Below are 5,815 nucleotides of genomic sequence, written 5' to 3'. Positions count from 1 at the left end.
AAAATTTGTCCGGCGGCGACCTACTCTCCCACACCCTCCCGAGTGCAGTACCATCGGCGCAGTGGGTCTTAGCTTCCGGGTTCGGTATGGGACCGGGCGTTTCCCCCACGCTATGACCGCCGTAACTCTTCCACCCACACCACCAAGTGGCGGGGAAAACTAGTCACATTTGCCATATCCGAAACCAACCAACAGCTGGTTTCCGTGGTGCAACATGTACAACAATATTCTATTACAGGACCAACCCCGAACACCAACCCCGAACCCCCACACAACCGGTAGGGAATCAACACACCGCATCGAAGAAGGGTGTGGTGATGTTGGTGCCAAGGCGTTGTTGCCTGGCAACCGCATAGTGGACGCAGCATATCTTGCCCACACAACCAACAGTCGTGTGGTGAATTGTGGTGTAAGTTATCGGCCTATTAGTACAGGTCAGCTCCACGGGTCTTTAGTCCCCGCTTCCACGTCCTGCCTATCAACCCAGTGGTCTAGCTGGGGGCCTCTCACACTCAAGGTGTATGGAAATCTCATCTCGAAGTGGGCTTCCCGCTTAGATGCTTTCAGCGGTTATCCCTTCCGAACGTAGCTAATCAGCGGTGCACTTGGCAGTACAACTGACACACCAGAGGTTCGTCCGTCCCGGTCCTCTCGTACTAAGGACAGCTCTTCTCAAATTTCCTGCGCGCGCAGCGGATAGGGACCGAACTGTCTCACGACGTTCTAAACCCAGCTCGCGTACCGCTTTAATGGGCGAACAGCCCAACCCTTGGGACCTACTCCAGCCCCAGGATGCGACGAGCCGACATCGAGGTGCCAAACCATGCCGTCGATATGGACTCTTGGGCAAGATCAGCCTGTTATCCCCGAGGTACCTTTTATCCGTTGAGCGACGGCCGTTCCACAACGTGCCGCCGGATCACTAGTCCCGACTTTCGTCCCTGCTCGAGCTGTCACTCTCACAGTCAAGCTCCCTTGTGCACTTACACTCGTCACCTGATTGCCAACCAGGCTGAGGGAACCTTTGGGCGCCTCCGTTACTCTTTAGGAGGCAACCGCCCCAGTTAAACTACCCATCAGGCACTGTCCCTGACCCAGATCATGGGCCGAAGTTAGGAATCCGGTACGGCCAGAGTGGTATTTCAACGATGACTCCACGAACACTGGCGTGCCCGCTTCAACGTCTCCCACCTATCCTACACAAGCCGCACCGAACACCAATACCAAACTATAGTAAAGGTCTCGGGGTCTTTCCGTCCTGCTGCGCGTAACGAGCATCTTTACTCGTAGTGCAATTTCGCCGAGTTCATGGTTGAGACAGCGGGGAAGTCGTTACTCCATTCGTGCAGGTCGGAACTTACCCGACAAGGAATTTCGCTACCTTAGGATGGTTATAGTTACCACCGCCGTTTACTGGGGCTTAAATTCCCAGCTTCGCCCCGAGGGGCTAACCGGTCCTCTTAACCTTCCAGCACCGGGCAGGAGTCAGTCCGTATACATCGTCTTGCGACTTCGCACGGACCTGTGTTTTTAGTAAACAGTCGCTTCCCCCTGGTCTCTGCGGCCCCGATCCCCTCACACCAGCAAGTGGTGTTCAAGGTTGGGGCCCCCCTTCTCCCGAAGTTACGGGGGCATTTTGCCGAGTTCCTTAACCATGATTCTCTCGATCGCCTTAGTATTCTCTACCTGATCACCTGTGTCGGTTTGGGGTACGGGCGGCTTGAACCTCACGTCGATGCTTTTCTTGGCAGCATAGGATCACCGGATCACCCACCGAAGTGGGCGCCTATCGGGTCTCAACCATCATGAATGGCGGATTTACCTACCATTCGGCCTACACCCTTGGACCAGGACGATTCCATTGCCTGGCCCGGCTACCTTCCTGCGTCACACCTGTTAATACGTTGACCTCCCTGGCTCGGGTCCCGCGCCTGGCACCCGGTACCTTCCCCGAAGGGAAGATGATGGGTGTTCGGGGCGGTTAGCATCGCCAGTTCAGTAGGGACGGTTCTTCACCGGTACGGGAATATCAACCCGTTGTCCATCGACTACGCCTGTCGGCCTCGCCTTAGGTCCCGACTCACCCAGGGCAGATTAGCTTGACCCTGGAACCCTTGATCATTCGGCGGACGGGTTTCTCACCCGTCTTTCGCTACTCATGCCTGCATTCTCACTCGTGCCGTCTCCACCACTGGTTCACACCGTGGCTTCACTGCCGGCACGACGCTCCCCTACCCACCCAGGCGGCTGGACCACGAAGGCCTACCTATATACCTGGATGACGCAACTTCGGCGGTGTGCTTGAGCCCCGCTACATTGTCGGCGCGGAATCACTTGACCAGTGAGCTATTACGCACTCTTTCAAGGATGGCTGCTTCTGAGCCAACCTCCTGGTTGTCTTCGCAACTCCACATCCTTTTCCACTTAGCACACGCTTAGGGGCCTTAGTTGGCGTTCTGGGCTGTTTCCCTCTCGACCATGAAGCTTATCCCCCACAGTCTCACTGCTGCGCTCTCACTTACCGGCATTCGGAGTTTGGCTGACGTCAGTAACCTTGTAGGGCCCATTAGCCATCCAGTCGCTCTACCTCCGGTAAGAAACACGCAACGCTGCACCTAAATGCATTTCGGGGAGAACCAGCTATCACGAAGTTTGATTGGCCTTTCACCCCTACCCACAGCTCATCCCCTCCATTTTCAACTGAAGTGGGTTCGGTCCTCCACGCGCTCTTACACACGCTTCAACCTGGCCATGGGTAGATCACTTCGCTTCGGGTCTAGACCGCGCCACTGAACGCCCTGTTCAGACTCGCTTTCGCTACGGCTTCCCCACACGGGTTAACCTCGCGACACGGCACTAACTCGCAGGCTCATTCTTCAAAAGGCACGCCGTCACCACAACCAAGGTGGCTCCGACGGATTGTAGGCACATGGTTTCAGGTACTATTTCACTCCCCTCCCGGGGTACTTTTCACCTTTCCCTCACGGTACTTGTCCGCTATCGGTCATCAGGAAGTATTCAGGCTTACCAGGTGGTCCTGGCAGATTCACACGGGATTTCTCGGGCCCCGTGCTACTTGGGATACCATCACAAAGCGGCGGAAAACATTACGGCTACGGGACTAACACCCCCTATGGTCCGGCTTTCAAACCGATTCGCCTATGCACCCGCACCTCACTTCTCCAGTCCGGCAGAACTGGAATGAATGGTCCCACGACCCCGCCCATGCAACGCCCGCCGGCTATCACACATGGAACGGTTTAGCCCCATCCGCTTTCGCTCGCCACTACTCACGGAATCACTATTGTTTTCTCTTCCTGCGGGTACTGAGATGTTTCACTTCCCCGCGTTCCCTCCACGTAGCCTATGTGTTCAGCTACGGGTCACACGACATGACGCCGTGCGGGGTTTCCCCATTCGGAAATCCTGGAATCAACGTCCGGTTATCGACTCCTCCAGGCTTATCGCAGATTCCCACGTCCTTCTTCGGCTCCTGATGCCAAGGCATCCACCATGCGCCCTTGAAAACTTGACCACAAAAAGGTCTTTTCACAAGAGCATTTGATCGAGAGAACCACCAACAACCACACCCAAAGGATGCCCTGCTGGGGGTTCTCAAATAAATTGCTTTCGCAAAAACAACAAAAACCACACAACCAACACCCCCGAAAGAGTATCAATCACATGGCATCCATCGTCCTTGCAAGATGCTCGCGTCCACTATGCAGTTGTCAAACAACAACCCCGTCACACCCACCACCACAAAAACAGTCTTTCGTGGTCTAGGCCATGCGCGGGAGCCAAAACAAACCAGAACCAACCCCCCGACCACCAACCAAAAGCCAGTGACCAGAACATCGGGCCTGTTGTTTCAGGGCCCAACAGTGTGCCATGGACCCGAACCCGATCAGAACCCCACATCTTTCCAACACCACCAAAAGCAATGCGTACTCAATACCAGGGAACAACCAGGTTCCAGGCCACAATCCGTTGACATTCCACCCATGAGCGCCCGCCTACCAACACAAGTGGCAGAAACGGGCTGAACTGAACACCACCACCAGGACATGCGCCCTGAAATGAATGAATGCTAGTTGCTCCTTAGAAAGGAGGTGATCCAGCCGCACCTTCCGGTACGGCTACCTTGTTACGACTTAGTCCCAATCGCCGGTCCCACCTTCGACGGCTCCCTCCCAAAAAGGGTTGGGCCACCGGCTTCGGGTGTTACCAACTTTCGTGACTTGACGGGCGGTGTGTACAAGGCCCGGGAACGTATTCACCGCAGCGTTGCTGATCTGCGATTACTAGCGACTCCGACTTCATGGGGTCGAGTTGCAGACCCCAATCCGAACTGAGACCGGCTTTTTGGGATTAGCTCCACCTCACAGTATCGCAACCCATTGTACCGGCCATTGTAGCATGCGTGAAGCCCAAGACATAAGGGGCATGATGATTTGACGTCGTCCTCACCTTCCTCCGAGTTGACCCCGGCAGTCTCCCATGAGTCCCCACCACTACGTGCTGGCAACATGGAACGAGGGTTGCGCTCGTTGCGGGACTTAACCCAACATCTCACGACACGAGCTGACGACAACCATGCACCACCTGTGAACCGGCCCCAAAGGGGAAGGACTGTTTCCAGCCCGATCCGGCCCATGTCAAGCCTTGGTAAGGTTCTTCGCGTTGCATCGAATTAATCCGCATGCTCCGCCGCTTGTGCGGGCCCCCGTCAATTCCTTTGAGTTTTAGCCTTGCGGCCGTACTCCCCAGGCGGGGCACTTAATGCGTTAGCTACGACGCGGAAAACGTGGAATGTCCCCCACATCTAGTGCCCAACGTTTACGGCATGGACTACCAGGGTATCTAATCCTGTTCGCTCCCCATGCTTTCGCTCCTCAGCGTCAGTTAATGCCCAGAGACCTGCCTTCGCCATCGGTGTTCCTCCTGATATCTGCGCATTTCACCGCTACACCAGGAATTCCAGTCTCCCCTACATCACTCTAGTCTGCCCGTACCCACCGCAGATCCGGGGTTGAGCCCCGGACTTTCACGGCAGACGCGACAAACCGCCTACGAGCTCTTTACGCCCAATAATTCCGGATAACGCTTGCGCCCTACGTATTACCGCGGCTGCTGGCACGTAGTTAGCCGGCGCTTCTTCTGCAGGTACCGTCACTTTCGCTTCTTCCCTACTGAAAGAGGTTTACAACCCGAAGGCCGTCATCCCTCACGCGGCGTCGCTGCATCAGGCTTTCGCCCATTGTGCAATATTCCCCACTGCTGCCTCCCGTAGGAGTCTGGGCCGTGTCTCAGTCCCAGTGTGGCCGGTCACCCTCTCAGGCCGGCTACCCGTCGTCGCCTTGGTAGGCCATTACCCCACCAACAAGCTGATAGGCCGCGAGTCCATCCCCCACCGATAAATCTTTCCACCCCCTTCCATGCGGAAGGAGGTGAGTATCCGGTATTAGACCCAGTTTCCCGGGCTTATCCCAGAGTCGGGGGCAGGTTACTCACGTGTTACTCACCCGTTCGCCACTAATCACCCGGTGCAAGCACCAGGGTCATCGTTCGACTTGCATGTGTTAAGCACGCCGCCAGCGTTCATCCTGAGCCAGGATCAAACTCTCCGTAAAATAATTACAGACACAACCAACAACCCAAGGGAAAACAAGGGAAGGGCTGCACCAAGTTACATAAATCCTGGCAAATATGTCCCTGCGAATACACGGGGTGCATCCACAAAGACCATTCACCAATTTATAAAAAAATCGGTGTCAACAAACATGGCACACTATTGAGTTCTCAAACAACAGAC

At 55.5% G+C, this 5,815-nt stretch carries 3 rRNA genes; all 3 read right to left on the bottom strand.

What is annotated here, in order from left to right:
• Window positions 1-7: 7 nt before the first annotated feature.
• A 5S ribosomal RNA gene (gene rrf / locus FM101_RS14335) occupies window positions 8-124 on the bottom strand.
• A 280-nt stretch (window positions 125-404) separates the two neighbouring features.
• Window positions 405-3,535 (bottom strand): 23S ribosomal RNA (locus tag FM101_RS14330).
• A 570-nt stretch (window positions 3,536-4,105) separates the two neighbouring features.
• Window positions 4,106-5,633: ribosomal RNA gene (locus FM101_RS14325) — 16S ribosomal RNA — on the bottom strand.
• Together the 16S, 23S and 5S rRNA genes form the textbook arrangement of a ribosomal RNA operon.
• Window positions 5,634-5,815: the final 182 nt, after the last annotated feature.

It is taken from the genome of Arthrobacter rhombi (assembly GCF_900163545.1).
GTDB classification, from domain to species: Bacteria; Actinomycetota; Actinomycetes; order Actinomycetales; family Micrococcaceae; genus Arthrobacter_H; species Arthrobacter_H rhombi_A.
The sequence above is the reverse complement of the archived record's forward strand: the minus strand, read 5'-3'. Positions and strand labels throughout refer to the sequence as shown.